1 rRNA gene is annotated in these 1625 nt (G+C 53.2%); it reads right to left on the minus strand.

What is annotated here, in order from left to right:
• Positions 1 to 6 precede the first annotated feature (6 nt).
• Positions 7 to 1546 (minus strand): 16S ribosomal RNA (locus tag JBO43_RS22825).
• Positions 1547 to 1625: the final 79 nt, after the last annotated feature.

Below are 1625 nucleotides of genomic sequence, written 5' to 3' on the forward strand. Positions count from 1 at the left end.
TTCAGGTAAGGAGGTGATCCAACCGCAGGTTCCCCTACGGTTACCTTGTTACGACTTCACCCCAGTCATGAATCACAAAGTGGTAAGCGCCCTCCCGAAGGTTAAGCTACCTACTTCTTTTGCAACCCACTCCCATGGTGTGACGGGCGGTGTGTACAAGGCCCGGGAACGTATTCACCGTAGCATTCTGATCTACGATTACTAGCGATTCCGACTTCATGGAGTCGAGTTGCAGACTCCAATCCGGACTACGACGTACTTTATGAGGTCCGCTTGCTCTCGCGAGGTCGCTTCTCTTTGTATACGCCATTGTAGCACGTGTGTAGCCCTACTCGTAAGGGCCATGATGACTTGACGTCATCCCCACCTTCCTCCAGTTTATCACTGGCAGTCTCCTTTGAGTTCCCGGCCGAACCGCTGGCAACAAAGGATAAGGGTTGCGCTCGTTGCGGGACTTAACCCAACATTTCACAACACGAGCTGACGACAGCCATGCAGCACCTGTCTCACGGTTCCCGAAGGCACTAAAGCATCTCTGCTAAATTCCGTGGATGTCAAGAGTAGGTAAGGTTCTTCGCGTTGCATCGAATTAAACCACATGCTCCACCGCTTGTGCGGGCCCCCGTCAATTCATTTGAGTTTTAACCTTGCGGCCGTACTCCCCAGGCGGTCGACTTAACGCGTTAGCTCCGGAAGCCACTCCTCAAGGGAACAACCTCCAAGTCGACATCGTTTACGGCGTGGACTACCAGGGTATCTAATCCTGTTTGCTCCCCACGCTTTCGCACCTGAGCGTCAGTCTTTGTCCAGGGGGCCGCCTTCGCCACCGGTATTCCTCCAGATCTCTACGCATTTCACCGCTACACCTGGAATTCTACCCCCCTCTACAAGACTCTAGCCTGCCAGTTTCGAATGCAGTTCCCAGGTTGAGCCCGGGGATTTCACATCCGACTTGACAGACCGCCTGCGTGCGCTTTACGCCCAGTAATTCCGATTAACGCTTGCACCCTCCGTATTACCGCGGCTGCTGGCACGGAGTTAGCCGGTGCTTCTTCTGCGAGTAACGTCAATCACTGAGGTTATTAACCTCAATGCCTTCCTCCTCGCTGAAAGTACTTTACAACCCGAAGGCCTTCTTCATACACGCGGCATGGCTGCATCAGGCTTGCGCCCATTGTGCAATATTCCCCACTGCTGCCTCCCGTAGGAGTCTGGACCGTGTCTCAGTTCCAGTGTGGCTGGTCATCCTCTCAGACCAGCTAGGGATCGTCGCCTAGGTGAGCCATTACCCCACCTACTAGCTAATCCCATCTGGGCACATCTGATGGCAAGAGGCCCGAAGGTCCCCCTCTTTGGTCTTGCGACGTTATGCGGTATTAGCTACCGTTTCCAGTAGTTATCCCCCTCCATCAGGCAGTTTCCCAGACATTACTCACCCGTCCGCCGCTCGTCACCCGAGAGCAAGCTCTCTGTGCTACCGCTCGACTTGCATGTGTTAGGCCTGCCGCCAGCGTTCAATCTGAGCCATGATCAAACTCTTCAATTTAAGTTTGATGCTCGTGAATTAAACTTCGTAATGAATTACGTATGTTCACTCAGAGACTTTGGTATTCATTTAGCGTCTT

It is taken from the genome of Lelliottia jeotgali (assembly GCF_016771845.1).
In the GTDB taxonomy this organism is placed as follows: domain Bacteria; phylum Pseudomonadota; class Gammaproteobacteria; order Enterobacterales; family Enterobacteriaceae; genus Enterobacter; species Enterobacter jeotgali.